Raw genomic sequence first — 26,496 nt, 5'->3', positions numbered from 1 at the left:
AACAAGGCATCTCGAATCAGAAGGATCTTCTGATAATCGGGGTGCTTTTTGGTATGTGTGTGTTTAAAAGGAAACCTGTAAGTTATCTCTGAATGGGGAATATGGTCTGCTGTTTATCTGTCATTCATCTCTTCTCGCTGACCCCTATGGAGGCCTTCGTATGAATGATACAATGCGTTTACAACAATAAATTGAATACGTTTACATAAGGAGATGAATGTTGATGAAATTGTCTGTATTCACTGTAGCGACACCGGACTTGACGGCAGATGAATTGGCTTCAGCTGCAGCCGCAGCTGGCATCGAAGGAATCGAATGGAGATATCGTGGAATCCCGGCAGACGCTTTGTCCGAAGAACCTTCCTATTGGAGACATAATCGTTGCTCGATCGATCCGGACCAGTGGGAGGAACAGGTACCTGCATTCCGTGAAGCGGCAAAAAAGCATGGCAGACAATCGATTGCATTGGTGCCGTATCTGAACTGTGGGGATCTGCTTGCTACAGAGCAGGCGTTTCAATCCGCTCAAGCCTTGGGAGCATCCACAATGCGTGTTGGGGTTCCCGGCTATGATCGCAAAACCAGTTATCCTGAATTGTACAAACAAGCTGTGCAATATCTGAGTGAAGTTCAAGAAATGGCTCAACAGTATAAGGTAAAGGCAGTAGTGGAAACTCATCATCAAACGATTGCACCCACTGCATCACTGGCTTATCGGCTTGTGCAATCGCTGGACTCACAGCATGTAGGCGTTTTGTACGATCCAGGCAATATGGTGCATGAAGGGTATGAGAACCATCGTATGGGACTGGAATTGCTGGGACCTTATCTGGCGCATGTACATGTGAAGAATGCGGGCTGGTTCAAGGATGCATCGAACATGGATTCAAATTCCAGTGTAAATGAACAGAATACAGAAATTTCGATAGCTTCAGCCTGGCATTGCCAGTGGACCCCCTTGACCGAAGGGGTGGTGAACTGGTTGCAGGTATTCCGTGACCTGAAATCCGTTGGATATGACGGGTATTATGGCATTGAGGACTTTAGCGGAGTCTTGGAATCGAAGGCGATGTTACAGCACTTTGCAGATGTTTTTGCCGAAATTGAACGTCGTGTGGACGAGGAGGTACAGGTATGAGTTTGGTTCGAGTAGCGGTCATTGGAATCGGAAATATGGGTGCAGCGCATGCCAGAACGTTGGTGGCAGGAGAAGTACCGGGTGCAGAACTGGTTGCTGTTTGTGATGTGAGACAAGAAATGGAGAGCTGGGTATCCAGCAACCTTCCGGCCTCAGTCACCTATTGGCAGGATGCGGAGCAGATGATGTCATCGGGGACGATTGATGCGGTCATTATAGCAACACCGCATTATGACCATCCCGAAAAGGCCATTCAGGCTTTTCAGTATGGCCTGCATGTCATGATTGAGAAGCCTGCCGGAGTATACACCAAACAGGTACGCAAGATGAATGAAGCGGCTGCTGCCAGCGGCAAAGTGTTTTCCATGATGTACAACCAGCGAACCAATCCTTTATATATCAAGCTAAGGGATCTGATTGCCTCGGGGGAACTGGGTGAGGTACGGCGCACCAACTGGATTATTACGAATTGGTATCGGTCCCAAAGTTATTATGATTCGGGCGGCTGGCGTGCAACCTGGGCTGGTGAAGGGGGCGGTGTCCTGATCAATCAGGACCCTCACCAACTGGACCTGTGGCAATGGACCATCGGTATGATGCCGGTTCGTATGCGTGCCTTCTGTTCATTCGGCAAATACCGGAACATTGAAGTGGAAGATGATGTAACGGCATATGTCGAGTATGAAAATGGAGCAACAGGTGTATTCGTGACCACGACGGGTGAAGCACCGGGCACCAATCGGTTCGAGGTTAATGGGGATCGCGGTAAAATTGTCATTGAAGATGGTCAGTTGACCTTTTGGCGACTTCGTGAACCCGAGCCTGAATTCAATCAGAGATTTACCGGAGGATTTGGACAGCCGGAATGCTGGAAATGCGAGGTGCCGATTAGCGGTGTAGAAACCGGACATCCTGGACTGATTCGTAACTGGATCGATACGATCCGAAATGGAACCCCGCTCATCGCTCCCGGAGAAGAGGGCATCTATGGCTTAACTTTGTCCAATGCGATGCTGCTGTCGACCTGGACCGATAACTGGGTGGATTTGCCGATCGATGAGGATTTGTTCTATGAGCATTTGCAGCAGCGGATTGCCAGTTCAAATACAAAGAAAGCCAAGGCAGGAAACAGCAATCAGCCTGCTGATCTGTCACAGACATTTAAGTAGTGTTAATTTGTGAAATGCACGCAGAATCCAGAGACTGATTTTCAATATGTAATATAAGGTGCAAATTCAAATGCCCATAGGGGAAGGATGAAGAAGACATGGCAAAAGACGGAATGTTCTATGCTCCAAAGAGTCTGAAAAAAGAGGTCGTATGTGGTCCAGGTGAGTTTACCATTGCTGCTGTGGCGTTGGACCATGGACATATCTATGGTATGGTTGGCGGGCTGGTGGAGGCTGGGGCAACGCTCAAATGGGTATACGATCCTGACCCAGCTAAAATCGAGGCTTTTCGGAAACAGTTCCCGCAGGCACAGATCGCCGCATCTGAAGCGGATGTACTTGCTGACGATGAAGTGCAGCTCGTAGCCGGAGCAGCCATTACGTCGGAGCGTGCGCCACTTGGCATGAGAGTGATGACCGCAGGTAAAGATTATTTTACAGACAAAGCCCCTTTTACTACACTGGAGCAACTGTCCCTTGCGCGTGAAGAGGTTAAACGCACTGGGAAGAAATATATGGTCTATTACAGTGAACGTCTGCACGTGGAAAGTGCAATCTATGCCGGACAACTGATCGAACAGGGAGCCATCGGCAAGGTTGTTCAGGTTATGGGGACGGGGCCGCACCGATTGAATGCGGGTGGTCGGCCTGAATGGTTCTTCCAGCATGAAAAGTATGGCGGCATCCTCTGTGATATTGGAAGTCATCAGATCGAACAGTTCCTGACCTTTGCTTCTTGTACGGATGCAGAGGTAGGCTTCAGCAGGGTGCATAACTTCAATCATCCACAATTCCCTGAACTGGAGGACTTTGGCGAAGCATCACTAATCGGTAACAATGGTGCTTCCGGTTACTTCCGGGTAGACTGGTTTACACCGGATGGCCTGGGCACATGGGGCGATGGGCGAACAGTTATTTTGGGCACAGACGGATACATTGAGCTGCGTAAGTATATCGACGTGGCTAGGGAGCCTGAAGGCGATCAGGTGTACCTGGTTAATCATGAAGGGGAATATCGTTATAGTGTCAAAGGGCAGGTCGGTTATCCGTTCTTCGGTGAACTGATCCGGGATTGTCTCGATCGAACAGAGAATGCGATGACACAGGAACACGCGTTTAAGGCGGCAGAACTCTGCTTGATTGCGCAGCATAAGGCAATGAGTGAGAGAGTGGTATGGAGCAGTGGTGCGAAGTAAACGGTTTTATTTAATAGTAATTAGATTATGTATGGGGAGAGCAGCCAGGTGTAAAGGCTGCTCTTTTGTTTGTTGTGGTACCTTCGCAAATGGAACAATATGGTTTATTATGAAAGTAGTTCAGAAACTGAGCTGAATATGTGGTGTTTACGAAGTACATACATTAAATGTTAGCTAAAATTTATTAAAAGGGGGGAATATTATGCAGTTTCAAGTTGAATATAGCAAAATAAAAGATTCTTATAAGGGTTATAAACCTTATTTTGAGACACATAGAGAATCGGTAGAAAGTCTATTTAGGCATTACTTGATTCAAGGGAAAGGATCAGATTTTGAGGCGTTCTTAAACGAAAAGCATGATGATATGGAAGTAATTGATGAATTTAAACAGAAGTTTATATACAGTAGTACCTTATGCTTATTTAGATCGTTTGACCTTCTTTTATCACTCATTACGTTGGACGCAAAGAATTTTCATACGTGGTCTGATGTTACTGCTTACTATAGCAAGTTCTATTTGATAAAAGCTGTAAATTTTTTGTTGCAAAGAGGTTATATTGAATTAAAGAAGGATGGTAAACCACTGAAAGATAAAAATGATAGTAAATTTTATTTCTTTTTGCTGGAGGATGGTTACAAAGTTTTCAGTCAAGGAACTCCAGAGTTTAATCACTTAAAATCGAAAGGTAGTGGATCACATCAAACATGGTGGACTGTAATGGAGAGTCTTAGAGACATAAATGGAATTGAGAGTTTTGAAAGAGTAGGGTTCCTACTTGATAAACATTGGATAAACCCAAAAACAAGAAATGAAATTAATTATTCTTTAGAATATCTAGAAGGATTCAGAGAATTGGAATGGTTTGATTCGAATTTGACGAATCATCACAGATTTCGCAGAGGAGATTCTAGGGATTTTACATCAATGAATAGTTATTTTGCTAACACTTCACCAGAAGATTGTGATATAGGAGATTATTATACAGATGTAAAAGTGATTTTGTGGGAGTCTATCTTGTGTTACTTAGAATTATATAAAGATTTGATTGGAACTAACCAAATCTTTAGGATTGATAATTTATTTGAACTGCTTGATATTCATGGAATTAAAACTTTAAATTCAGACGTATCATCTAGTGTTATCCAAATCATCAGTAAGCTATTTGAAGAAGAATTGGATCCTTTTGCGTTTGATGATCCATTTAGATAACTCGTAGAAGTTAATAACATCAGCTAACATTATATTCAAGCAACGGCTCCTTTGGAGCCTTGGTCTGCGGATGGATTTGGGAGAGGAATTTCAGCAGACAACTCCTTTGGGGTTCATGAATACAGGAACGTTATCTGCAATACCCTAAAAAACAGTGCAATAGTAGATTGACATCGATCAAACTAAAAAAATAGTAGAGGTGAAAAAAGAATGGAAGCTTTTTTTGATAGTAATTTTTTTCAGACAACAATAATCTTGTTAGTTGGATTCTTTGCTTTTGTTACTTATCGGATGACAAAACGTGATGAAAGGAAAAATGCAGCCTTATTAGTGATAATGGAATTAAGAAGTATTGAAGAAAACTTAAATAAACTGAAAGATTCACGAGATTATTATGTTACTAGTCCTGTTGTTACATCAAATGAATGGAATACTTATAAACACCTTCTTGTAGGCAATTTGGACAATGACCAATATAAAACAATAGATGACTTGTACAATGTAGCAACAAGAATTGAGCAAGAAAGACGATTAATTAGAGAGCAAATTGAAATAATTATTAAAGAAAAAGCTCGTGCTTACCAAGAACAAATAATATCTGTAGCTGCTCAAATGTGGGATCAGGAAAAGAGTCTATTTGATGAAAGGGCTAGAAAAATTGCTGACTTATGTTTTCCGTCAGCACCTGAATTTAAGGGGAAGTTCCCAAAAGAGCTAATGGAAAAACTGTTGCATGAATATACTCCGGTTATGTCTACGACAGCTGGTGAAAAATTAAAGAAAATTGCAAATTAAAGTATAAAATTATTGGAACAAAGAGTAGTGTCTATTCGAAGAAGAGGGTACTGCAGATAACACAACATTCACGCTGCGGGCCGCTTTCGCATCCCTTGGTCCGCACCGAGGATTTTCGAGGAAGTTGGAACAGGCGGATAACCCTGCACTGGCTAAGTCCGTCGGACCCGCTCGCTACGCTCACTTAAGCCAGTGAGGGCTCGTGAATGCAAAAACGTTATATGAAATCAGGGAAATACCCATATAAAGGAGTTAGACAGGAAGTTCTAATTTCTTCTCCATTAGATAAGTTGATTAGTAATTGTTTACAAAGGGGGTTAACATGAAAATCTATTCACCGAAAGTAACTATAGCTGGGGGGAGACGGCATACCGTTGCAGTTAAATCTGACGGAACGGTTATGGCTGTAGGTGATAATAAATGTGGCCAGTGTAATATAAATGGCTGGAGCGATATTGTATCAGTGGCGGCTGGTAACGTCCACATGGCGACGAACACGGGTAATTCTCATACCATCGGTCTTAAATCTGATGGTACAGTAGAGGCTTTGGGTTGGAATAAGTATCATCAATGTGATGTAAATGATTGGCGAGATATTCAATCAGTAGCAGCAGGGTGGAGTCGTACCGTCGGACTTAGATCAGATGGCTCCGTGTTGGCTGTGGGTAGAAATACTGAAGGACAGTGCGATGTAGGTGGCTGGAGTGATATGGTGGCAATAACTGCTGGTGACTGGCATACTGTTGGTCTTAAATCTGACGGAACGTTGATGGCTGTGGGCAATAATCGGTACTCTCAATGTAATGTAAACGGATGGTTCGATATTAGAGCTTTAGCTGCGGGTTACCTTCATACCGTCGGACTTAAATCAGATGGTACGATGGTAGCTGCGGGTATGAATAAGCATAACCAATGTAAGGTAAGTAATTGGCGCGATATAGTGGCTGTAGCGGTGGGAAGTTATCACACTATCGGGCTCAAATCTGATGGTACAGTGGCGGCTGTGGGTTTGAATAAACACGGCCAGTGCAATGTGCATGACTGGCATGACATTGTGTCAGTAGCAGCGGGATGTGCTCATACTCTCGGACTTAAATCAGATGGCACGGTAGTTTCAGTGGGTGATAATGAATATGGTCAATGTAATGTAGATGACTGGGGTTGTATTTAAATTCCTGGAAATTAAGCGTTGTAAGAATCTTCAAGGATGCCCCTGAAATCATATAACATCGTATTCAACGCTGCGGAAAGGCAAGCCGATCCTTGGTCCGAAAGAGGCAATTCGGAGAAGCAGATTCCCCGGACACATCACACCGCCTAACTGCCGCAAGCGGCAGCCGGACCTATGGTCCTTAAGGCGCTGGAACGTCGTGAATACAGGAACGTTATATGTAATAGCCGCAAAGAAATAATAAAAAAATTAAATTACTTTGGAGGTAGAGTTTTCGAATACACACTTATGTATAGGAGGAGGCGAATGATATGACGATAATGCCTATTATAGTAATGATCTTTGTATTTGTACCTACCATTGTACTCATGGTAAGCATGCCTTATTTAACAAGAGAGACGATTAGTTTTGGGATCACCGTCAGTCCTGTACAATTCCACAGTGAGCCTCTGCGCCAGATGCGGAAGTCATATGCTAGGATTAGTGCTGCCTTGCATACCATCCTATTTATTGTTTGTATCATCTGCCTAATATACGGTGGTGAGCATTCCAAGCAACAAAGTTGGATCATTGTCACTTATTCACTCGCCATGGTCGTAATCTCCCTAGTCATAAACATTAGCTATCATTTCAAAATGAAAAGTTTACTACCTATGCTGCCTGTTGCTCCGGAACCATCGATCATAGCAGTGGACACTGGTTTTCGGAAAAGAAACATTGGCTTGTCTAGTAATTGGTTCCTCATTCATGTTTTAATTATTGTTGTTAGTATTGTAACTGTGCTACGCAACTACGATCTGATTCCTGATCAGATTCCGATCCATTTCAACAGCAGTTGGAACGTAGACCGCTATGCAGCTAAATCTTATAGTTCTGTGTTTATGCCTACGATAATGCAAGTGTTCATAACACTTTTGTTCATATTTGAGAATTGGAGTATTCGCAGAGTGAAGCAGCAGGTTCAACCCACTGATCCTAACCGTTCCATCAGACAAGACGTAACTTTCCGCCGTACTTGGTCATATTTTATGATTACAGCAAGCTTCTTAATAGTTATCCTGTTTTCCGTCGTGCAACTAAACATGATATCTCTGCTTAACATCAATTTCGCTATCCCCATTATCCTAATCATAATAGCCTTTATCATCCTATACGCCTTTGCCTTATCGTTCTGGGCTGGTCAGGGCGGAAGCCGCTTGGAGCGATCTGCCGATCGCTCCAATGTCAGACCTGTCCATGATGATGATAAATGGATATTAGGTATGATTTATTTCAATCGCAAAGATCCAAACCTAATCGTCGAGAAAAGGTTCGGAGTCGGCTGGGGATTAAATTTCGGTCACCCAGTAACCTGGCTGATTTGGCTCGGAATTATTGTACTGTTAGTTGTGGTGCGGTAACAAGGCTTTGAGGTTAATACTCACCGGAGAATTCTAGCTTTCAACAAATAAATATTTTCGCTTCCAAATTAGACGCCATCCACATTAGACAAGCAGATTCTGTATATAGCCTTTCATTTTCTTCTTAGCTCGTTGAATTTTTTGTAACAGCAGCAACAGTATCTTTAAAATCATCAGCAATCTCCCTGCTCGTATAACTACAAATCACATTCAATATTAAATACTGTCGCTCTACGCCCCTTGGTCGTCCCCCGCAAATAATAAAAGCTGATGGAACAATTGAAATTTCTAATCCTCCTGATTCTGTACCTGATTTATTAGTAAACGAATGGTTAGACAGAAAATTGATGCAATTATTCGAAGGAGGCAATAACTCTACCTAACATAATATTCACGCTACGGACATTCGTCCTTGGTCCGACATTCGCTGGGTCGTGAATACACCAACGCTATCGGGAATCTTCATAAATACTTTATTTTTTGGGGGGCATCTCAAGAATGAGTAAAAAAACAATAATTATTGAAGATTACAACAATGAATGGCCTGAAATGTTTTCTGATCTGAAATCCATCATAGAACATAGACTCGGGGATCTAGTACTTAGATTCGAGCACGTTGGTAGTACAGCAGTACCTGGACTAGCGGCAAAACCTATTTTAGATATTGATGTAGTAATTGATTCTATGGACTTGCTTCCAGATGTAATTCAAGGATTAGAAAGTCTAGGTTACTATCATGAAGGGAATTTGGGTGTTGAGAACAGAGAAGCTTTTGCAAGAAAAGATGCAAATGTTCCCTATAGTATAGTAAATATACAGAAACCTGAACATCATTTATATGTTTGTGATAAAGAGAGCAAAGAGTTATTAAGACATACTTCCTTCAGAGATGCATTAATTAGCAATCCCGAATTTGTAGTCGAATATGCCAATCTAAAGAAAGAGCTGGTTATTAGGTATAGAGAAAATCGCCAGTCTTATACGGATGGGAAGACCGAATTTGTGAATAAAGTACTTAATGTGGAAAGACTTTGTAGGTAGCTCAAGGGAAAGAAGACATCGGATAACATTGTATTCACCGAACGGGCTAACGCTCCTTGGTTTGCCAGAGGCATTTCGAGGTAGTCGTACCAGACAGACAACTCCTATGAAACTAAGTCTTCGACCCAGCCGCTGATGCTCCTTTAAGCCTCTCGGGTTCGTGAATACAACAATGTTATACGCAAGTTTGTGAAACCTTTTATGAAATAACTAATTTCTCAAAATCTATTTTTAAACCATATTTGTAAAGAAAGTCGACACCTAATATTGCATCGAAACCATATGGTTCTTTGGTAAGTCCTAGTTGGATAGTAAAATCTTTAAGCACAATGCTATCAATAGAGGATCCGAGACAATCTGCTGATAACATTTCAAAAATAGTTGTGGAGCATCCGGTATCCAGAAGGATGTTATTCAGAAGAGTTGATTTATTCTTGTAAGATAGAGGGAGAGAAACAATAGGAAGACCATTTACAAGATGGATTTTCATCGAAGACCTCTAATTCCAGTAAAGGGTTGCTCAATGACTTCAATAAATTCATTTCCGGTGTAGAATACATAGAGTTCCCTAGTAGGCTCTGACAAATGAAGTTTTTTATATGAGGCCCATGCACGCTTAGGGTCGTCATAATCAGAAACAACTGACATTTCTTCAATCGTTCTTATATGGTTATTTGATTGAGTGGCAAGAGCTTCAACTAGAACCCAACGATTAGGGTAGATTTCACGGATATGACTCCATTTCATACATGAACACCTCCGAAAAGACTTATATTTTCATTGTACAACCCCATTTTGAAACATTCAATGATAGTGATTTCAAAGGAGAACGAACCAGCGTGTAACAACGTTTCCTGCTGCGTCCCGTTCGCTCCTAGATATGGAGAGGATCTTCAATGAGGATAATCAGGCAGACAGCCCTGCGATGCTAAGTGACGGAGCCACCCAGTCACTAAGCTCTTTTAAGCCTCTCAGGTCCAGGAACACATAAACGTTATGCGCCATTACCGATAAATATTAAAGATAATATTTAAGGAGAAAATTTATGAAAAGTAAGATACTCTTATTATTTTTTATTACTATAATGTTTTCATCTTGTCAAAATATTAGTCAATCGACTACTTTGAACAGCGAAACTAAATCAATAATGAATTCTGAACTGCCTCCTGATGTAGTGAGTACAGGTAATGGAACAGAACCGAAAGAAATAACTGAAGATCGATCAGATGCTTCTAACAATGAAGTGTTAACCATGAGCATTGGGAACCTTGATTTGAAAGGAGAATTTTATGATGAAATGCTTCGAAATCCTATAGATCATGATTATGAAGTGGAATTTAATGAATTTCAAAATTCCAAAGAGATTATTACAACATTGGGATGGGGGGCGTTGGAAAGCAGATATACAGAGATTTGGGATAAAGAATTGAATCAAATATATAAAAAGCTTCTTTCTAAGTTGGATAGAGAACCAAGAGAAGCACTAATTGAATCGCAGAAAGAATGGTTACAGTATCATTTAAAAGAAACAAAATTTGTAGAGAAGACATTTATTTATAATGGTTACCTTGGATCAAAAGGATCGGTAAGCCTAGGCACGGTTATACGGGAGAGAGTTAGGGAAAGAACAATGCAATTATTTGAATATCGATATTTGCTAGATGGTGAAGTTGAGTTTTTATACCAAAGTAAAAAATACAGGTGAATCTTAGGTTTTTAGATGATGCTTCGAAGACAGTAACGGCGCATAACAATGTATTCATGTTGCGGGGCTACCACCCCTTGGTTATCAGATGTATAATCATGGAAGAACACTCAGACAACAAACGAGCCAGCTTAAGATAAGAGCTATCTAAGGCTGGCTCGTTTCGTTTTACAAGAACGTTATATGTTTCGGAACGACGAAAAAAAGAAAAAACAATAAAGGAGATTACCTCAATGTGTACTAGTTTCGCTGTTCATTTAGACAAGACATTTATTGGTATGAACTTCGACATTTCTCGAAGACCAATCAAAATTGTTTTGATTGGTGAAGATCAACTATTAGTTCTTCAGAATGATGCTGGACAATTTTATCCAGCATTCGGTTTGAATAGTAGTGGTACATTTATGAACTTATTAATGGTCGATCCAATTGAAGAAGGCAAATATAGACGTGGAAAGAATTGCGTACATATTATGAAATTGTTTGATGAAATTCTTTCAGGACGGATTGAGTTATCTCAATTAAGTGAATATTTAACCAATAACGTAATTGTTAATGTCCCGAGTCATAGTGTCCACAGTTTGATAGCCGGGAGAAATCGGAAGACATTTATTGTTGAACCGGGAAGAAAGAACATTGATATTAACTCTTCCGATAGGGACTTCATAGTACTAACTAATTTTCCTGTATCGGATAATTTCGAAAATGAATATAAGACTTTTGAAGGACCAGGAAATGATAGATATATAAAGGCCTACGAAGTCATTTCAAATAACAAAGAAACATTTAATATCGCAACAGGCCTTAACTTGCTTATGGATACTGCTCAGCAAAGTGGGGATTATCCAACCCAATTTTCGCTTATATTTGTTCCAGAAGAAGGTAAAGTTCATTTTACTCTGAATGGAGATTTTACAAAGATATTTGAATTCTCATTTATCAATAAGCAAATTCAGAGTATTGAAGGTTTTACAAGGAATAATAGTCTTAAACTTACCAAAAAAGGTGTGTTGCTTTCAGAACTTGAAGATTGGTAATGACTGTACAGATATAGGAATAGCATTTCGAGAGTTATTCAATGAAGCATAATTAGGCAGATAACATCGATTTCCCTAAGATAAGAGCTATCTAAGGGGTAACGTTAGATGAATGGTTTGAAAGGTGGTGAAGTTCTAGATCATGAAACCAGAAATGAAGTATAAAATAATTATATTTCTTTCAAGTATAAGTTTCCTCTCAACCATGTATGGAATTCTATTTTTGATCGGCGTGCCATTCTCAGAGCCAGCAATTATTGGAGTCGTAATTGGTACAGTTTACGGATCATTCGCGAAAACAATTGATTATAAGAGCAGAGATAAATATATAGGAATAATCTCTTTAATTGTATTGATAGCTATACTTCTTTTAATAAATAAAAATAATACTGAATTTGTATTGAAAATATTATTGATATCTCCATTATTATTTTTGATTATTTTAGTATATGACTACTTTAATAAGCAATCGTATTTTAGGTATTTAAAGAACAAAGATAATCAGAACAATGTTATGTAAATTTAAGGGGATTAGACCCATCATATGACACTATACCCACGGATCGATTCGATTCCGTCGTCTCTCGATCCGAGAGAGCTAAATGTGGTTTGATGAGGCATTTCATAACGGGGAAGCAGAATCAACCGGATATATCCGCACCAACTAACCACATCGCGGTCGCCCTTCGAGCTTAAGGTGGTGGGACGTCGTGAACACGGTAATGTTATCCGAAAAACTAATACTATTATAGAGTGGATTTAAATATCAATTTTGGTGAAAGGCGGTGATTTTTGTATCTCACAACAGACAACTTACAAGATCTCAGAACGCAGCAATTGAATATATAAATCATTGCACGAGATCCCAAAAAAGTGAAGCTCAAGCATCACTCAAAGAAATTTTTCAGTTATCCAATATTCCTTGGAATATCTTTGAAGAAGCAGTTGATAAGCTTAGATCCCATGCAAGGGTGGCTATGCATTTTCATCCGGATCGTCCGGTTGTAGATATGAAAAGTGTGGCTCAATCATTATTAGAGCAGGGGATCTATAAAAGTCAGTTCGAGACTCTCATATCCAATGGGAGCGTATCGGCATATGTAGGTGGTGCACGGGACCTTTGGGAGGAAAAACTATTTGGCGGAGCTTATCAGATAGAGGGAGTAACCAACTTTGAAAGACCAAAGTATGGGGCTCTTCATTTGTTGTTACATCCGGATGGACCGTCTCCACGATTCGGATCTTGTTATTTTCTTTTAAAACCGAATGCTTCACATCGTTGCACGTTCACTTACGGTGGCTCACAAGATGATCCGAAGGAAATGGGGACATATGAGGAATTAGACGATATTCTATCTGCGCTTTTTACGGATGCTTTCTTTCGGGATTATGCTATTGGAGAAAAAGATCTTACTCCTAAAAAATTGATAGATCAGCTATTGTACAATCTGGAACGTCCGTTAGAGGATCCCTCAAAACTGGCCCCACATCGGAATCTTAACCATTTTATCGAAACTCAAGTTCATGGAGATATCGTTCTTGAAGATGATGTGGAAATTTTAGTAGCTGACCCATCGTTCAAAGGAACAGAAATAGGGAATCACTTAGAGCAAATTTGCATCAAATATTCCATTAAACTATTTTGGCATATGGGATTTGCGATGCGTGCGGAGGAAGTGCCCTCTGATTTTAGGGGTCCAACCATGCCCTCATTAGCCAAGCGAATTGCAAGCAATGGTAACATCGATGCAAGTCTGATCGGGAATGCAGTCAACGATTTGAAACGCAATCCTGACCTCTGGTCTGACAGAGGTAACTATGAAGAAGTGCTTCAGGAATTAAAATACATGTGGCATGTACTCGTTCGATATGGTAAATCGATGGATTCCATTTTCAGTAATAGCATCAGCGATAATAAAAACCTCTAGAAATTCTTATACGTTCAACCTAATTGATTTAATAGTGCATCTATTTGGTGGATTAATAATTACAATATTATTCTAAGCAATGAACATGGAATAGATCTATTCTTTTCGAACGAAGTTATTATCTTTTACAAAATTGGTCTAGGTATTTTGCAATTCGAAGAAGTCGTAGACACTCAAACATAACCCATGCAAAGGAAGATGAGAAAATGGATAAAGGGAAAATTATATTTTTGAATGGCGTAACCAGTTCAGGTAAAACTTCAATCGTAGAAGCGATGCAAAATTATTCTGATCCCTTTTTTTATGTTGTGGCCAATGATCTTTTTGAAAATACGATTGGTGATAAACATTTGCAAACAGACTACTGGAAGTATTTAAGTGAAGCCATCATTATAATGTATCATACAGCAAAATTATTTTCGGATCATGGAAAGAATGTTTTAATCGATGGGATACTTGTTGAAAGACCGGAATTAAAGCCGCATTATGGTAAAGTCCAAGATATATTTGCTGGATATCCTTTGGATATCATTGAGGTGTACTGCCCATTAGATCTTTGTCGTAAGCGAAATATAGAACGTGGTGACAGAAGAGAAGATCAATCCGATGAGCAAAATAAAATAATGTCGCCACACATCCGTTATAGCTATTCAGTCGATACGAGTTTGAATACGGCGGAAGAATGTGCAGAAATGATTATCACATCAGTATTCAAAAAATAATTATCGAAAATATTTATTTAAGGAAGCAGAATCAGGCAAACATACTTCAAACTTTCATTGAGGGGAAGGAAGAAGTATGGGGTGGCCATTTGTTTTTTTATTATGAAGACGTACAAAATTTATATCATATGGGGGATTAAAATGAAGATTGTTTTTAGAAATTTCGATGAATCTTATTATGAACAAGTTTGTGATTTTTTGATTGAATTATCAAAAGATGACCGTAGGCATATAAATTGGAACTGGGCAAGGTGGGAGTGGATGTTTCATCATCCTGAATTCAATCGAGACTTAATGGATAAGATTGGCTTGTGGTATTGTAATGACGAGTTAGTAGGTATAGCAACCTATGACCACTATTTTGGTGAAGCATTTTTTGCTACTAAACAAGGGTTTGAAGAATTAGAACAAGATATATTAGAATATACAACTACAACTTTCAGTAATGAAAATGGTCTGGGGATTGCAGTGAATGACAAAGATACTCACACTCTAGATTTATTGCGCAGTAAGAAGTTTGTGGAGAATGATCTGACTGAGAACATACTTGAACTTACACTAGAGAATGTTAGCCTTGATTATGTAATTCCTGAAGACATAATACTAAAAAGTATAGATATAGAAAATGACTTATATAAGCTTCATCATTTGTTATGGAAGGCATTTGACAATGAAGGATCTTTACCTACGGATGAAGCTACTATAATTAAGCAAAAAAGAATGTTGTCAGCAAGAAATATGAATTCATTCCTACATATTGTTGCCGAGAATGAAGATGGGGAATACGTTGCTTATTGTGGCTTATGGTACAGTCAAAAAACGGATTATGTTTATGTAGAACCTGTATGTACAATTCCAGAGTATCGGCAGAAGGGACTTGGAAAAGCAGTAGTTTTAGAAGCCTTGAAAAGAGGTCGCTCCTTAGGTGCTGAAAAGGCATATGTTATTTCGGATAGTTCTTTTTACAAGTCATTAGGCTTTCAACAGTATTCTCATTATACTTTCTATTGGCATAACATTTGATACTTTCTAAAGCCGTTCGGGTTCGTGAATGTAGGGAATGCTATCTAAAAGGGAATGTAGTGGAAGAAAGGATGAAAGCATGAACATTCAGGACGTCCCAATTGAGATAATAGAAAAAATCGGAAAAGTCCAGAAAATTACTTTTCCCAAACAAGGTCATACTTCTATCGTGGCTATTCTGGATACGCTCGATAAAAAGTACATAATCAAAAAGACAGAAAACGATCTCTATAATGAATGGTTATTAGAAGAATACAAGGTGCTTCAATATCTTTACCATACGGGGCTCCCAGTTCCGCGAGCATATTCATATCATGTCGAGAATCAATCGAGATGGCTTTTAATGGATTATATTGATGGAATAAGTTTGAGGGAATTTTTATCTAAAGAGCCCAATCTCAAAGATAAAGAAACAGCTATCTTTAACTTTGGCCTTTGTTTAAAGAAAATACATGAATGTTCCTGCCCTATTGAATTATTGGAAAATGATCATCCTTGGTTAGATACAATGCTTAATAAAGCAGAATATAATCTTAATCACTTTGCTATAGACGGATCAGAAGAATTACTTAAACGGTTGAAAGCAGTAAGACCCAAACCAAGAGATAACACTTTGATTCATGGCGATTTTACAATTGATAATGTATTAATTAAAGAATGCAACATAGTTGGAGTTATTGACTGGTCGGGAGCGGCGTACGGGGATCCAAGATATGATGTAGCATTGGCCATTAGACCCAAATGTAATACTTTTGATAATGAAAGAGATAAAGAAATATTTTATAACGCATACGGCAAGTTACGAATAACGGATGAAGAATATAACTATTTTGAAGACGGAATATATAGCTTCTTTTAGTATCGCTTCGGAGCGTGCTTCATCAGATAACACTATATTCAGGCAGACACTTCCATACCACTAACCGCATCAAGGCTAGGAAACCACCCCTTAAGTCGGCGGAGGGTTCATGAATACAGAATCGTTATAAGCTGCACATATTAGGAGGTCAACTATGTTAGATCATAAAGAAATCTTACCGATTATTAGAAGGTTCGAAGAGAATGAATTAACTTATTCACTTGGTGGAAGTGGATTGTTATATTATTTTAATTTATCAAATACAGTGAATGATTGGGATCTTATAGTTGATTGTCCAAAAGATATGCTGCTTAAAGTTATAGATGGATACGATTGGATAGAACAGGATAGTGGTGACTACCCTTTTGCAAGTGAATACAGGATACATATTCCTTCATTAAGAATAGATATCATAGGAGGATTTGCTTTTTATGCTGAAGAAGAAGTGGTTCGTTTACCTACATCTCATATTCAAAATAGAACATGGGATGGAATAAAGGTATCCCGTCCTGAAATCTGGTATGTTGCCTATTATTTAATGGGAAGAGAAGCGAAATCAAATTTGATCTTAGGTCACTTACAAACACATAAAGAAATTGTAGATCAACATGTAATAAGAGATTTATTAATGAGGAATGGTTTAAATTATGAAATTAAAGAAGAACTTAGTAAATTAATTCAATGATGGACCCTACACCTAAAGCATTAATATTTAATGTGTTCTTACAGTAGTGTTGTCTACAAGGATCGATTACGAAAAGCCATTAATTAACAAATGAACAGCAAACAAAATTTATACCAGATGAGGTGAACAGAATGAACAAGCATATGGTCTATGAAACAAACAGCTCCTATTGGAATAATCTATAGATTGAAAGCTAATGAATGGAGAACGAAATAGTGATTTTAAAGTCAGCAGGTGACATCATCTAAAATTAAATTCTTACGATAGGGTTTATAGGCCTTGTCGTTCAATCAACAATCAGGGAAGTGACTCTGTTGACATGCGAGCCGACCTAAGATAGTAGCTATCTAAGGTCGGCTCGCGTAGCGAATATGGGAACGTTATTTGAAAGACCATAAGTGTAAAGAAAGATGGTGCGAATCAGATGTCTCACGAAATCTTATTTCGTAAATTTGAAAATATTAAATTGATTGAACTTTCAGGAGGATATACCAACAGTACATTTTTACTTGAAGGTACAAACCCGCCTGTTATTGCAAAGATCTCAACTAATAACAGTATTGATGCTAGAGTAGAAATTAATTGTCTAACTCTCTTGAACGAGGCAAGAATCTCGCCTAGAATACACGATTATTTTGAAGATAACGGATTTTTGTACATTATTTTGGACTATTTACAGGGAGTGAATAGCCAAAAATATCTGGATGATAATGATAATGTCAAAGCTCAAGAAATTTTTAAGCTACTTGGAAAGCATCTAGCAAAAGATGTTCATTCAATACAGCTTAGAGAGTTCAACTCCAATATACCGATATTAAACCTCATAAATGTTGATATAGATTCTATTGATTTCATACCAAGTGTCATAAAAGAAAAAGTTAAAGTTTTACTTAACATTGATATTGAAGAAGAGGAAACATTAATACATGGTGATTATGGACCTCATAATGCAATTAGCTTAGATGACACATTGTATATTATTGATTGGGAATGGGCCGGATGGGGGCATCCTCTTCAGGATATCGCATGGGTAATATGGTTTGTACATCTGCATTATCCAATGTTTGCGAAGGATCTTTCATGGATTTTTATAAGTGAGTATAGCTCATATTCAAATGTACAAATTAATGAAGAATTATTGAAAGCGTTCTCGATTTCTCGGATTCTAAATATTATGAATCGAATAAAAAATGCGAATATGGATGTAAAGAACGAATGGGTTAGAAGATTAGAATGGACACTTCAAACAAATTTTCTTAAGTGATTGAGGAGGGGATTATTCAGATTACAATGTATACAAAGCTGCTTCTCTTCATGGTTTTCATGAAGATGAAAGAGAGAAGTTGAATTAGCTCTCAACGACGAACATTAGACGAAAGCGCAAAAGGCTATTATATTGCAGTAAATTCAAAGGAGGCTACAACATGACAAGATCCGTTTACGTCATTTCTGGCCCTGCCGGTGTCGGGAAATCTACTACATCAAAGAAACTTGTTGAACATCTGGATCGCAGTTCATATATATCTGGTGATGATATTAGTCATCTACCTGTAAACGGGAGGGGAAAGCCGTGGATCTGTCAAGAAACTCATAAGCTAACGTGGATAAATATTTTAAGTTTAGTGAAGAACCTCATTGAATTTAGTTACGATGTTGTTATAGATTATGTGACGTTTCCAACGGAGGCTAAATGGTTAGCTAATGAGCTGGAAAGTATAAATGTAAGGATTATTTATGTTGTATTTATGGTTGATCATGAAACAATTATTAGAAGAGATCAGTTAAGAGATCCAACGATACAAATGGGAGAACGAAGCGTAATCCTTTTGAATGAATTTAAAGATGCCCTAAAAGACGAAAGACATATATTAAATACCCAACAATATTCTGTTGACCAGATAGATGAAGTGATTGAAGAGATATTAAACAATAATAGATTTTTAATAGGCTAATTGGAAGAAGAGGTACCATCGTATAACATATAATCAAGCTGCGGCTCCTGGGAAATACCTGATTCAGCAAGATGGGTCTGGAAGAGGCATTTCATGCTAGTCTCACGAGAGCAACCTACACCTTCGAACTTCATATTTCCACATTGAATTTGAATGATTTATTGCGAGCAGAATTAAAAGGTAATGATAAATTTTTACTGTATAAGAATATACGTTCTGGTATAATTGAACTGAGAATAGCAAATCTCTTCCTCTAAATTTGGTTACAAATAAAAACAGTGAGGTGAGTGAGATGGAACAAAGGAATGCGCCAGAGATAAGAATTGAACTATGGGACGAAGGAGATCTAGATTTGCTTCGTCAATTAAATTCGCCTGAGATGACAGTACACTTCGGAGGACCAGAGACTGAGGAGAAAATCCTAGCTCGCCATAAGCGCTATTATGAAATCGCCCAAAGTGGAACAGGGAAAATGTTTAAGATCCTTTTGCTTCCGCATCTTGAAGTCGTGGGTAGTGTAGGGTATTGGGATCAGACGTGGAAAGAAGAATCTATTTTCGAGATAGGTTGGAGTGTTTTATCTGAATATCAAGGTAGAGGAATAGCGACTGAAGCAACAGCAAAGGCCATAGCTTCTATTCGTTCTGAAAAGAAGAAACATAATTTCATTCACGCTTTTCCTAAAACTAGAAATCCCGCTTCGAATGCCATTTGTCGCAAGCTGGGCTTTTCTTATATTGGCGAGTGTGATTTTGAATACCCTATTGGGACTACCATACGTTGCAATGACTGGAGATTGGCAGTCGAGGAAAATTAAGATCAAGAGCACGGAGGGAAATTTAAATCAGCTGTATGTCTTTCTCCATATTTCAGGGCAGATGAGAGACCATCTGCTTTTTTTTGCTTGATTTACTTCATATATGTAATAATATGGATTAGTACTGAGTGAGAATACTTAAACCATTAAGGAGAACTAAAATGTCGCAGTTTCCAGAATTAGAAACAAAAAGACTTGTATTAAGAGAACTAACACAGAATGATTCCAGTGATATATTTCATTGTTTTTCATTGGATGAAGTTACGAAGTTTTATGATGTTGAGAGTTTTACAACCATTAAACAAGCAGAAGAATTAATTCGAAGATGGAATGAAAGATTTGAAACAGGTCAAGCCATTCGGTGGGGAATCACTCTGAAGTCTGAAAACAGAGTAATTGGAACATGTGGCTTTCATGGCTGGATGAAAAATCATTATAAAGCTGTCATTGGATATGAACTAACACCAGAATATTGGCATCATGGTATTATGACTGAGGTGGTTGAAAAGGTCATTGAATATGGATTTAATACACTTGGCTTAAACCGAATTGAAGCATTTGTAGAACCAGAGAATGTGGGATCAAGAAAGGTACTTGAGAAAATCGGCTTTAGAGAAGAAGGGATATTAAAGGAAAATTATTATTGGAAGAATCGATTTGTTGATAATGCCATTTATGCATTTCTCAAGAGTGACTATAAAGTTCATTCATAGCTAACGAAAGAAGGGTAACCAGATGATTACAATTCGATTTGTTTCAAATGAGGATATCCCACACATTCAATCCATAGCTCAAGAAACATGGAATTATACTTATAAAGGCATATACTCCGAAGGCTACATACAAAATTTTTTAAGTAGAGCATATTCAACTGAGAATTTAAGTCGATCTGTCGAGAGAGATCTTCAAAGTGCCAAACGGAGTTTTTTAATAGCAGAATTTAATGGCAAAGTCGTTGGATATGCTCAAACAAGACAAGTGAAAGAAGAAGAATATGAATTACTAAGAATTTATATACGACCTGAATATCACAAAATGGGAATAGGTAAAGAGTTTGTTCAGAGATTCACTCAAGTTTTAAAGCCAATAAATAAAATGTTTGCCTGGGTAGGGAAAGAGAATCATATAGGAAGGGCATTTTATGAGAAAAGTGGATTTGAAGAAATAGAAGAAATGATCGAAACCATAGAAGGGCACAGTAAAACGCAAGTTAAATATGAATTGGAAATCTCGAAGGTATAGATATGCACTCATATTAAGAAAGGAGAGAGGACAATGAAACGAGTCAACGTAACATACACTCTAATTACAGATGAATCAAAATCGAAAGTCTTAATGGTCAAAAATGTAGGACGTTCAAGCTGGTCTTTACCAGGAGGAGCAGTAGAACCAGATGAATCATTAGAGCAAGCTGCTATCCGAGAAGCCAAAGAAGAGACAGGTTTTGATGTTAAGGTCTATGGCATCGTAGCTATAAATGAATGTAAATTTGAACATTTAAATGAACATGCAATTTTTATAGTCTTCAGGGCTGAAATTACTGGAGGTACTGAACAAATTGTAAGACCTGATGAAATCTCCGAGATTGCTTGGAAGGATATAGAGGAAGGAGATCAATTAATGCCATTTTATAAAGGGGGTATAAGGAACTTAATTAGCGGTAATGAGATCACTTACTTCAATGAAGGAACCAAGTGATATGTGATACATAAAGTGAATTGATGAAAACCATACACACTGTGGCGTTCGCCCCTGGTTTGACAAGTACTTTTCTAAGACTAGAAGAACTAACTTAATACGCCCAGCTCCTTAAGATAAGAGAGTTTAAGAGAGCTAAGAGCTATCTAAGGGTGAGAGGCATCATGAGGAGTTCATAAAAAGTTATATGAGCTGGGGGAATAATATCATTAAAATACTGAAAACGCTCAGTTTCACAGTAGTACTTCTTCTTGTAGCTTATTTCTCTTATCAATATCTCAATCAAGAAAATGAACAGCTGAATAAAGAGATTTCTATCGATCACATTAAAAGTACCCAAATGACAAAAGCAGTCTACTCGCACAAAACGCCTTCAAACATCAGTGCTGGAATAGCATTTCGACTTCATTCAAGAAGAGATAATACAATCCAATATGATCTTGAGCAAATGCGGCAGCGATTGTAATGAATGAGAATAATGAACTAGTGAAAGCAAGAGATTAAACAAGCAGAACACAAATTAGATTCAATAACGGAGGATGCTATGAAATGGAAATTTCATTATCCAAGGCAAGTCTTAAAGAAGCTTCAATCATTCACGAAATCCAAATAAAAGCATTCATGCCTCTATTAAATAAATATCAAGACCTTGAAACAAGCCCAGCAAATGAAACGGTGGAACAAATAGCAGATCGAATAAATCAAAGCTTTACAGATTATTACCTAATTAGAGAAGCAAATATTCCTGTAGGGGCTATTAGAATTGTAAAAATGGAGAATAAAACCTATCGAGTGAGCCCCGTTTTTATTTTACCCGACTATCAAGGGAGAGGGATCGCACAAAAAGTATTTTCAATGATAGAAGATATATATAGCCATGCGGAAATATGGGAGTTGGCTACAATTTCAGAAGAGCATGGGAATTGTTACCTTTATGAAAAATTAGGATATAGGCAGAAGGGAGATACGAAACAAATTAACGACAAAATGACAATTGTGCTTTATGAAAAACGCATGATTTAGGTAATCAAGAACAATAAGATTAAAAAATTTAGACTGATGCGCGTGAAGGCTGAAAAAATTGTATAACGTAATATTCAAGCTTTGGTCATGACGGAAGTTTGATCTGAGGGATGGATATTGGAGAAATTATCTCAATTGAGACCCCTTATAGGGTTCATAGATACAGAAAGGTTATTGGATTTAACCAAAATCATAATAAGGGAGTGTGTCCAGTGGAGAGTAAAGAGACGTTTAATTGTATTGCTAGTGAATATGAAAAATATAGACCCAACTATCCTGATGAAATGTTTGATGATATTTTTAATTATTCAAATGCAGTAGAAGAAGATAAAATCCTTGAAATCGGTTGCGGAACTGGACAAGCAACAAGTGGATTAGTTGATAGAGAATATAAAAATATTACATGTATTGAATTGGGGGATAAATTAGCCCGGCTCACTGCAGAAAAATTCAAATCCTATAAGTCTCTTAAAGTGATCAATACATCGTTCGAAGAGTGGGACGGTGAAGGTGGTCCTTTTAAATTAGCAGTTTCGGGTACTGCATTTCATTTTATTGATCCTCAGTTTGGTTATCGCAGGGTGTGGGAGTTACTTGAGGATTCAGGTGCAATTGGTTTCTTCTGGACCATTCATGTGCCAATGTACGATGAGATTCATAATGAAATACGATCTCATTATAAAGTGTTTGCACCACATTTAGACGATTCCAAATTACAAACGCCTGAAGAAACCATAAATGAAAGAAAAGCGATCACTGAGGAAACAGGTAATTTTACAAGAATAGAAGTCAAAGAATATAGCCGAATTCTTTCATACACAAGCAGCGATTATATTTCGTTGCTTAATACCAATTCAAAGCATAGACAACTGTCGGAACCGGACAGAAACAATTTGTTAAATAGAATCAAAAATTCTATTGATAGATAAGGTGGATATATTTTTAAAGACCATAGAGTTGCTTTGTTTTTAGGAAAGAAGTTGAAGTGAACTGAATTATTCATTTCGAATATAACAACGATATGAACATTGTAGAAAATTCAAACCTTATAAAGGACTGGTTGGATGTTCTATGTTAACTCAAGAGCGATCATTGAAAGAATTCATAATGAAGCTATTGAAGTCGTTATACAAAGAAGAACAAAGTCGGACTCTGCTTTTCAGTTTGAACTTCCTGGAGGTAGAATTGAATTGTTTGAATCGTTAGTCCAAGCTCTGGTAAGAGAGGTTAAAGAAGAGACTGGATTAACTATCTACGAAATAGAAGGAATGGAAACAAGAATTGATACGACTGGAATTAATCCTGAATTTGAAGTGGAGTGTATTAGACCATTCGCAGCTTATCAAACCACTAAGGGACCAATTGATTCCGTTGGATATTATTTTAGATGTAAGGCAAGTGGAGAATTGTTAGAAGCTGGTGATGAAACAGTAGATATTCAATGGATTGATATTAAGGAACTAAATAAATTATTTATGGAGAACCCATTAGATTTTTCCGATGTTGATCGTGCTGGAATTAAGTATTACTTGAATTATCAAGGGTTTTGAGAGGAGCTGGAGGGTGAAATCTTTGAAAAGAGCTGTTTATTTCCTTTCTTTGATCATTGGAATCGTTTTTATTGCCATGGGAGTAGTACCAGCTATTTTTGCCTATCCCTACAGTGCTGGACCAAATTCTGGGCCAGTAGGCTTTTGGGAACGGATACTGATTACTAGTTATGAACAATGAACAGTGTTTCTGATTGTTGGCATGATATTAAGTCTGTTTCTTATATTAAAACGGCAGAGAGTAACCTGATATATGAAGGAGCGATTTTATCAATGTACAAACTTAAAACAAAAGAAACGGACAACAGTGTCATTGAATTTATTGAAAGTGTTGGGAATACCCAAAAACGTGAAGATGCGTATCAACTATTAGATATTTTTACTGAAACAACAGGTTATAAAGCAAAGATGTGGGGACCGAGTATTATTGGATTCGGCGCTTATCATTATAAATATGATTCTGGTCACGAAGGAGATGCACCATTGGTGGGTTTTTCTCCCCGAAAAGCAAAAATCAGTTTGTATTTTGCGACAGGCGATACAGAGCGAGAGGATTTATTAAAGGACTTTGGAAAACATACGACAGGAAAAGCATGTGTATACATCAATAAAGTTGCAGATATCCATGTAGATGTATTACAAGCGTTGATCAACCAATCCATCAGGTTTTTGAAAGAAACCTATCCGGATCACTAACTGCCGTTGACAGATATTATTGGAGGTTATGTGATGTCAGAAGAGAAAATGTATATTCGTTGGGCGAACGCAAATGATGCAGAGGACCTTCTAAAGCTCAATGATGCTTTTAATGGTGTAGGTACATCCGTAGATGAAGTAAAAGATAGCCTTGCTTTATCTGATGAGCTTATTGCTCTAGCTGTTATTAACGACCAGGCAGTTGGATTTGCTTGTGCTCAATATTTTAAATCTTTTTGTTATCGTGGTTTCCAGGGAGAAATCACAGAAATGTATATTACCGAAGTTGCCCGGAGAAGGGGGCTGGCTACTTTGTTGATTGCTTTTATAGAGGATGAACTCAGAGCACGAGGTGTGACCAGTGTGAAGATTCTGACAGGTGAAAGAAATGAAATGGCTATAAAGACATACGAAAAATCAAACTATGAGAGAACGGAAGAAGTATTACTTCAAAAGAAGTTATAAACCACAAAGCTATTGGATGACTCCAGAGGGGAATTAAATGTGGATTACGGCTATGAACTAAAACTAAAGAAGGGGGATTTTGAATGAAATTTATCGTATCTGCAAGTGTAATTGTCCTTAATGAGAACAATGAAATCTTACTTATGAAGGGACGGAGAGGCTGGGAAATGCCTCAGGGCTGTGTAGAAGAAGGTGAGTCCATCACACGAGCAGCCGTTCGAGAGGTGAAGGAAGAGACTGGCATCGATATTGAACTTATTAAGTTTTGTGGTCTATATCAGAACACTACCCGGGGAGTGTGTAACAATATATTCACTGGAAAACCGATTGGAGGAACTCTAACTACAAGTAGTGAAAGTGATGAGGTTGGATTCTTTACATTGGAACAAGCCAATGAAATGATAACATGGGGGAATTTTAAGGAGAGAATTCACAGAGCATTGGATGAGAGCACTCATCCCATTTTAGTTGAGTTTTCTGAATAACATAGGGGTGAAGGTATCTTGGAAAATAACATCGTTGTTGAGGTTGTATGACTATTTACCACGGACTATTATAAATGATTTTGGAAAATATAACGTAATAGAGACGATAGGAATGATAGATTGATTATAGTATGGTCCATTTTAATCAAATAAGGTGGGATAGCATGATATACGATGATATCAATAAAACGATGACTACAGAGAGGTTACTATTAAGATTATTTACGAAAGCAGATGCTGAAACCGTTACCAGACTATGTAATGACTACAACATATATAAGAGCACACTCACATTACCCTACCCATATACATTAGATTGTGCTATGTCATGGATAGAACATCATCAAGAAAACTTTGATGCGGATAAGTTATACGAATTTGCTATTTGTGATAGGGAAACAGGCGCTTTATACGGGGCAATCGCATTATCTAATCACCAACGTTACGATAACGGTGAGTTATCGTATTGGGTCGGTCAACCCTTTTGGGGAAATGGATATGCAACAGAAGCTGCCAAGGCGATCTTGGACTTCGCTTTTGATGTGAAAAAATACCATAAGGTATATGCACGACACTTTGCTTCGAACCCGGCATCCGGACAAGTAATACAGAAAATTGGCATGAAGAAAGAAGGGGTACTGATGGATCATGTCAAGAAAGACGACCGATATGAGGATCTGATTTACTACGGAATAGTGAGAAATAAAATGAAAGAATAAATTCCAAATCCA

Annotated in this window: 32 protein-coding genes; 30 read left to right on the top strand and 2 right to left on the bottom strand. The window is 38.1% G+C overall.

Annotation, left to right across the window (positions count from 1 at the left end; all coding sequences use genetic code 11):
• Nucleotides 1-223: 223 nt before the first annotated feature.
• From QP794_RS24800 to QP794_RS24765, 8 genes are all read left to right on the top strand, one after another.
• Nucleotides 224-1,138, top strand: coding sequence for a sugar phosphate isomerase/epimerase family protein (locus QP794_RS24800; RefSeq protein ID WP_285079426.1), 915 nt, complete (start codon nt 224-226; stop codon nt 1,136-1,138).
• Nucleotides 1,135-2,307 carry a Gfo/Idh/MocA family protein gene (locus QP794_RS24795; RefSeq protein WP_285079425.1) on the top strand — a complete coding sequence of 391 codons (1,173 nt, stop codon included), beginning with the start codon at nt 1,135-1,137 and terminating at the stop codon, nt 2,305-2,307. Before QP794_RS24800 ends, QP794_RS24795 begins: the two co-directional genes overlap by 4 nt.
• 98 nt (nt 2,308-2,405) lie before the next feature.
• Complete coding sequence (locus QP794_RS24790; protein WP_285079423.1) at nt 2,406-3,503, top strand: Gfo/Idh/MocA family protein; 1,098 nt, start codon at nt 2,406-2,408, stop codon at nt 3,501-3,503.
• Between the two features lie 202 nt (nt 3,504-3,705).
• Nucleotides 3,706-4,713: a hypothetical protein gene (locus QP794_RS24785; protein ID WP_285079422.1), complete on the top strand. Its 1,008-nt coding sequence runs from the start codon at nt 3,706-3,708 to the stop codon at nt 4,711-4,713.
• 210 nt (nt 4,714-4,923) lie between these two features.
• On the top strand, nt 4,924-5,508 hold the full coding sequence (locus QP794_RS24780) for a hypothetical protein (protein ID WP_285079421.1): 585 nt from the start codon (nt 4,924-4,926) through the stop codon (nt 5,506-5,508).
• Nucleotides 5,509-5,830: 322 nt separating this feature from the next.
• Nucleotides 5,831-6,679 (top strand): RCC1 domain-containing protein, encoded by an 849-nt coding sequence (locus tag QP794_RS24775; RefSeq protein WP_285079420.1) that lies wholly within the window; start codon nt 5,831-5,833, stop codon nt 6,677-6,679.
• A 335-nt stretch (nt 6,680-7,014) separates the two neighbouring features.
• Nucleotides 7,015-8,079, top strand: coding sequence for a DUF1648 domain-containing protein (locus tag QP794_RS24770; protein ID WP_285079419.1), 1,065 nt, complete (start codon nt 7,015-7,017; stop codon nt 8,077-8,079).
• Between the two features lie 498 nt (nt 8,080-8,577).
• The gene (locus QP794_RS24765; protein ID WP_285079418.1) at nt 8,578-9,120 is read left to right on the top strand and encodes a GrpB family protein; all 543 of its coding nucleotides are present in this window, start codon (nt 8,578-8,580) and stop codon (nt 9,118-9,120) included.
• Between the two features lie 199 nt (nt 9,121-9,319).
• Here the strand turns inward: QP794_RS24765 and QP794_RS24760 are convergent, their stop codons facing one another.
• Together QP794_RS24760 and QP794_RS24755 are read right to left on the bottom strand one after the other, a co-directional pair.
• Entirely contained in the window at nt 9,320-9,610 is a 291-nt protein-coding gene (locus QP794_RS24760) for a hypothetical protein (protein WP_285079417.1), read from the bottom strand.
• The gene (locus QP794_RS24755) at nt 9,607-9,867 is read right to left on the bottom strand and encodes a hypothetical protein (protein ID WP_285079416.1); all 261 of its coding nucleotides are present in this window, start codon (nt 9,865-9,867) and stop codon (nt 9,607-9,609) included. The genes QP794_RS24760 and QP794_RS24755 overlap by 4 nt, the downstream gene beginning before the upstream one ends.
• A 298-nt stretch (nt 9,868-10,165) precedes the next feature.
• On the opposite strand from QP794_RS24755, the gene QP794_RS24750 reads away from it, so the two are divergent.
• The 22 genes from QP794_RS24750 (at nt 10,166) to QP794_RS24645 (ending at nt 26,484) form a co-directional block, all read left to right on the top strand.
• Complete coding sequence (locus QP794_RS24750) at nt 10,166-10,825, top strand: lysozyme inhibitor LprI family protein (RefSeq protein ID WP_285079415.1); 660 nt, start codon at nt 10,166-10,168, stop codon at nt 10,823-10,825.
• A gap of 233 nt (nt 10,826-11,058) precedes the next feature.
• Complete coding sequence (locus QP794_RS24745; RefSeq protein ID WP_285079414.1) at nt 11,059-11,862, top strand: isoprenoid biosynthesis enzyme family protein; 804 nt, start codon at nt 11,059-11,061, stop codon at nt 11,860-11,862.
• Between the two features lie 788 nt (nt 11,863-12,650).
• Complete coding sequence (locus QP794_RS24740; RefSeq protein WP_285079606.1) at nt 12,651-13,790, top strand: DUF3626 domain-containing protein; 1,140 nt, start codon at nt 12,651-12,653, stop codon at nt 13,788-13,790.
• Between the two features lie 206 nt (nt 13,791-13,996).
• Nucleotides 13,997-14,512 (top strand): phosphotransferase-like protein, encoded by a 516-nt coding sequence (locus QP794_RS24735; RefSeq protein ID WP_285079413.1) that lies wholly within the window; start codon nt 13,997-13,999, stop codon nt 14,510-14,512.
• Nucleotides 14,513-14,653: 141 nt separating this feature from the next.
• Nucleotides 14,654-15,535 (top strand): GNAT family N-acetyltransferase, encoded by an 882-nt coding sequence (locus tag QP794_RS24730; protein ID WP_285079412.1) that lies wholly within the window; start codon nt 14,654-14,656, stop codon nt 15,533-15,535.
• A gap of 79 nt (nt 15,536-15,614) precedes the next feature.
• Nucleotides 15,615-16,394, top strand: a complete 780-nt coding sequence (locus QP794_RS24725) for a phosphotransferase family protein (RefSeq protein ID WP_285079410.1) — start codon at nt 15,615-15,617, stop codon at nt 16,392-16,394.
• Nucleotides 16,395-16,548: 154 nt separating this feature from the next.
• A complete protein-coding gene (locus QP794_RS24720) occupies nt 16,549-17,079 on the top strand; it encodes a hypothetical protein (protein WP_285079409.1) in 531 nt (176 codons plus the stop codon).
• A gap of 424 nt (nt 17,080-17,503) precedes the next feature.
• Nucleotides 17,504-18,343, top strand: a complete 840-nt coding sequence (locus QP794_RS24715) for an aminoglycoside phosphotransferase family protein (protein WP_285079408.1) — start codon at nt 17,504-17,506, stop codon at nt 18,341-18,343.
• Nucleotides 18,344-18,503: 160 nt separating this feature from the next.
• Entirely contained in the window at nt 18,504-19,031 is a 528-nt protein-coding gene (locus QP794_RS24710; protein WP_285079407.1) for a P-loop nucleotide/nucleoside kinase family protein, read from the top strand.
• Nucleotides 19,032-19,323: 292 nt separating this feature from the next.
• On the top strand, nt 19,324-19,848 hold the full coding sequence (locus tag QP794_RS24705) for a GNAT family N-acetyltransferase (RefSeq protein WP_285079406.1): 525 nt from the start codon (nt 19,324-19,326) through the stop codon (nt 19,846-19,848).
• A gap of 161 nt (nt 19,849-20,009) precedes the next feature.
• Nucleotides 20,010-20,561 carry a GNAT family N-acetyltransferase gene (locus QP794_RS24700; RefSeq protein WP_285079405.1) on the top strand — a complete coding sequence of 184 codons (552 nt, stop codon included), beginning with the start codon at nt 20,010-20,012 and terminating at the stop codon, nt 20,559-20,561.
• Between the two features lie 22 nt (nt 20,562-20,583).
• Nucleotides 20,584-21,090: a GNAT family N-acetyltransferase gene (locus tag QP794_RS24695; protein ID WP_285079404.1), complete on the top strand. Its 507-nt coding sequence runs from the start codon at nt 20,584-20,586 to the stop codon at nt 21,088-21,090.
• Between the two features lie 33 nt (nt 21,091-21,123).
• Nucleotides 21,124-21,546 (top strand): NUDIX hydrolase, encoded by a 423-nt coding sequence (locus QP794_RS24690; RefSeq protein WP_285079403.1) that lies wholly within the window; start codon nt 21,124-21,126, stop codon nt 21,544-21,546.
• A gap of 187 nt (nt 21,547-21,733) precedes the next feature.
• Nucleotides 21,734-22,012 carry a hypothetical protein gene (locus QP794_RS24685; RefSeq protein WP_285079402.1) on the top strand — a complete coding sequence of 93 codons (279 nt, stop codon included), beginning with the start codon at nt 21,734-21,736 and terminating at the stop codon, nt 22,010-22,012.
• Between the two features lie 83 nt (nt 22,013-22,095).
• Nucleotides 22,096-22,569, top strand: a complete 474-nt coding sequence (locus QP794_RS24680; protein ID WP_285079401.1) for a GNAT family N-acetyltransferase — start codon at nt 22,096-22,098, stop codon at nt 22,567-22,569.
• Nucleotides 22,570-22,781: 212 nt separating this feature from the next.
• Nucleotides 22,782-23,498 (top strand): class I SAM-dependent methyltransferase, encoded by a 717-nt coding sequence (locus tag QP794_RS24675; protein ID WP_285079400.1) that lies wholly within the window; start codon nt 22,782-22,784, stop codon nt 23,496-23,498.
• Between the two features lie 135 nt (nt 23,499-23,633).
• Nucleotides 23,634-24,119: an NUDIX hydrolase gene (locus QP794_RS24670; protein ID WP_285079399.1), complete on the top strand. Its 486-nt coding sequence runs from the start codon at nt 23,634-23,636 to the stop codon at nt 24,117-24,119.
• A 22-nt stretch (nt 24,120-24,141) separates the two neighbouring features.
• A complete protein-coding gene (locus QP794_RS24665; RefSeq protein WP_285079398.1) occupies nt 24,142-24,300 on the top strand; it encodes a hypothetical protein in 159 nt (52 codons plus the stop codon).
• Nucleotides 24,301-24,392: 92 nt separating this feature from the next.
• Complete coding sequence (locus QP794_RS24660) at nt 24,393-24,815, top strand: DUF1801 domain-containing protein (RefSeq protein ID WP_285079604.1); 423 nt, start codon at nt 24,393-24,395, stop codon at nt 24,813-24,815.
• A 33-nt stretch (nt 24,816-24,848) separates the two neighbouring features.
• Entirely contained in the window at nt 24,849-25,280 is a 432-nt protein-coding gene (locus tag QP794_RS24655; protein WP_285079397.1) for a GNAT family N-acetyltransferase, read from the top strand.
• A gap of 83 nt (nt 25,281-25,363) precedes the next feature.
• Entirely contained in the window at nt 25,364-25,765 is a 402-nt protein-coding gene (locus QP794_RS24650; protein ID WP_285079396.1) for an NUDIX hydrolase, read from the top strand.
• Nucleotides 25,766-25,929: 164 nt separating this feature from the next.
• Nucleotides 25,930-26,484 carry a GNAT family N-acetyltransferase gene (locus QP794_RS24645; protein ID WP_285079395.1) on the top strand — a complete coding sequence of 185 codons (555 nt, stop codon included), beginning with the start codon at nt 25,930-25,932 and terminating at the stop codon, nt 26,482-26,484.
• Nucleotides 26,485-26,496: the final 12 nt, after the last annotated feature.

This window comes from Paenibacillus sp. UMB7766-LJ446 (assembly GCF_030226665.1).
GTDB classification, from domain to species: Bacteria; Bacillota; Bacilli; order Paenibacillales; family Paenibacillaceae; genus Paenibacillus; species Paenibacillus vandeheii.
This window is presented reverse-complemented; position numbering and strand designations above follow the sequence as displayed.

What these genes read in the sequence shown, in the direction of transcription:
- QP794_RS24715 (WP_285079408.1), top strand. Translation starts at nt 17,504, where the DNA reads ATGTCTCACGAAATCTTATTTCGTAAATTTGAAAATATTAAATTGATT.
- QP794_RS24670 (WP_285079399.1), top strand. Translation starts at nt 23,634, where the DNA reads ATGTTCTATGTTAACTCAAGAGCGATCATTGAAAGAATTCATAATGAA.
- QP794_RS24750 (WP_285079415.1), top strand. Translation starts at nt 10,166, where the DNA reads ATGAAAAGTAAGATACTCTTATTATTTTTTATTACTATAATGTTTTCA.
- QP794_RS24755 (WP_285079416.1), bottom strand. Translation starts at nt 9,867, where the DNA reads ATGAAATGGAGTCATATCCGTGAAATCTACCCTAATCGTTGGGTTCTA.
- QP794_RS24690 (WP_285079403.1), top strand. Translation starts at nt 21,124, where the DNA reads ATGAAACGAGTCAACGTAACATACACTCTAATTACAGATGAATCAAAA.
- QP794_RS24705 (WP_285079406.1), top strand. Translation starts at nt 19,324, where the DNA reads ATGGAACAAAGGAATGCGCCAGAGATAAGAATTGAACTATGGGACGAA.
- QP794_RS24760 (WP_285079417.1), bottom strand. Translation starts at nt 9,610, where the DNA reads ATGAAAATCCATCTTGTAAATGGTCTTCCTATTGTTTCTCTCCCTCTA.
- QP794_RS24695 (WP_285079404.1), top strand. Translation starts at nt 20,584, where the DNA reads ATGATTACAATTCGATTTGTTTCAAATGAGGATATCCCACACATTCAA.
- QP794_RS24700 (WP_285079405.1), top strand. Translation starts at nt 20,010, where the DNA reads ATGTCGCAGTTTCCAGAATTAGAAACAAAAAGACTTGTATTAAGAGAA.
- QP794_RS24795 (WP_285079425.1), top strand. Translation starts at nt 1,135, where the DNA reads ATGAGTTTGGTTCGAGTAGCGGTCATTGGAATCGGAAATATGGGTGCA.
- QP794_RS24780 (WP_285079421.1), top strand. Translation starts at nt 4,924, where the DNA reads ATGGAAGCTTTTTTTGATAGTAATTTTTTTCAGACAACAATAATCTTG.
- QP794_RS24685 (WP_285079402.1), top strand. Translation starts at nt 21,734, where the DNA reads ATGAGCTGGGGGAATAATATCATTAAAATACTGAAAACGCTCAGTTTC.
- QP794_RS24765 (WP_285079418.1), top strand. Translation starts at nt 8,578, where the DNA reads ATGAGTAAAAAAACAATAATTATTGAAGATTACAACAATGAATGGCCT.
- QP794_RS24770 (WP_285079419.1), top strand. Translation starts at nt 7,015, where the DNA reads ATGATCTTTGTATTTGTACCTACCATTGTACTCATGGTAAGCATGCCT.
- QP794_RS24655 (WP_285079397.1), top strand. Translation starts at nt 24,849, where the DNA reads ATGTCAGAAGAGAAAATGTATATTCGTTGGGCGAACGCAAATGATGCA.
- QP794_RS24645 (WP_285079395.1), top strand. Translation starts at nt 25,930, where the DNA reads ATGATATACGATGATATCAATAAAACGATGACTACAGAGAGGTTACTA.
- QP794_RS24775 (WP_285079420.1), top strand. Translation starts at nt 5,831, where the DNA reads ATGAAAATCTATTCACCGAAAGTAACTATAGCTGGGGGGAGACGGCAT.
- QP794_RS24650 (WP_285079396.1), top strand. Translation starts at nt 25,364, where the DNA reads ATGAAATTTATCGTATCTGCAAGTGTAATTGTCCTTAATGAGAACAAT.
- QP794_RS24785 (WP_285079422.1), top strand. Translation starts at nt 3,706, where the DNA reads ATGCAGTTTCAAGTTGAATATAGCAAAATAAAAGATTCTTATAAGGGT.
- QP794_RS24730 (WP_285079412.1), top strand. Translation starts at nt 14,654, where the DNA reads ATGAAGATTGTTTTTAGAAATTTCGATGAATCTTATTATGAACAAGTT.
- QP794_RS24735 (WP_285079413.1), top strand. Translation starts at nt 13,997, where the DNA reads ATGGATAAAGGGAAAATTATATTTTTGAATGGCGTAACCAGTTCAGGT.
- QP794_RS24800 (WP_285079426.1), top strand. Translation starts at nt 224, where the DNA reads ATGAAATTGTCTGTATTCACTGTAGCGACACCGGACTTGACGGCAGAT.
- QP794_RS24660 (WP_285079604.1), top strand. Translation starts at nt 24,393, where the DNA reads ATGTACAAACTTAAAACAAAAGAAACGGACAACAGTGTCATTGAATTT.
- QP794_RS24710 (WP_285079407.1), top strand. Translation starts at nt 18,504, where the DNA reads ATGACAAGATCCGTTTACGTCATTTCTGGCCCTGCCGGTGTCGGGAAA.
- QP794_RS24745 (WP_285079414.1), top strand. Translation starts at nt 11,059, where the DNA reads ATGTGTACTAGTTTCGCTGTTCATTTAGACAAGACATTTATTGGTATG.
- QP794_RS24680 (WP_285079401.1), top strand. Translation starts at nt 22,096, where the DNA reads ATGGAAATTTCATTATCCAAGGCAAGTCTTAAAGAAGCTTCAATCATT.
- QP794_RS24720 (WP_285079409.1), top strand. Translation starts at nt 16,549, where the DNA reads ATGTTAGATCATAAAGAAATCTTACCGATTATTAGAAGGTTCGAAGAG.
- QP794_RS24725 (WP_285079410.1), top strand. Translation starts at nt 15,615, where the DNA reads ATGAACATTCAGGACGTCCCAATTGAGATAATAGAAAAAATCGGAAAA.
- QP794_RS24790 (WP_285079423.1), top strand. Translation starts at nt 2,406, where the DNA reads ATGGCAAAAGACGGAATGTTCTATGCTCCAAAGAGTCTGAAAAAAGAG.